This is a genomic window from Pseudomonas sp. MD195_PC81_125, from assembly GCF_014060985.1.
Lineage (GTDB): Bacteria > Pseudomonadota > Gammaproteobacteria > Pseudomonadales > Pseudomonadaceae > Aquipseudomonas > Aquipseudomonas parakoreensis.
On the sequence record NZ_JABULD010000938.1, the window covers coordinates 1 to 589 of the forward strand.

General features: G+C 49.6%; 1 protein-coding gene. It reads left to right on the forward strand.

The features are described 5' to 3' along the window. The coding region (locus tag HT737_RS30475; protein WP_182404677.1) for a hypothetical protein at positions 1–589 on the forward strand (589 nt) is incomplete at both ends.

The window sequence follows — 589 nt, forward strand, 5'->3', positions numbered from 1 at the left end:
GGGGGCGCCCCCCCGATTTTTTTTGTTTTAATTCGCTGTTTTTATCAGGTGTCTGTAAACAATCAGGACTTTCAGATCGGCGATCAAGTGCGGGTGCAAGGGCAGGTGCTTGAGGCCAGCGGAGAAAGCTTCCGGTTACCCTCTCAGACAGTCGAAGAATTCACCGATTTGCGTTTTCCTTTTTCCGACGCTGAAGCACTTGAGCTCGAAGGAAAAAGGGTCGAAATCTTCTATGTAATCACAAGAAACGGAGAAGCTTTGACTTCGCCGTCTCTGTTCGTCGACTTCGTTTTGCCACTGGTTCAAACCGGGCAGATTTCCATCGAGGGCGTATCGAATGGCCAGCTGGAGATTGATAAGTATCCAAATGGCCTGATTCTTACTGTTCCGAAGGTCTCGAACTTGCGAACCAATAACGCCATTGAAATTTATGTGCGCAGTGACCTTCAGGGCGGACCCGGCGCACAGAACTGGAGAGACTATCAACGCAAATTGACAGTCACTCCGGAATCACCTGTCCAGTTCCGCATTGAGCCAAGTGTGTATCAAGGGTTTCGTGGAGAGTCGATTTTTCTGTACGGCGGCTTCT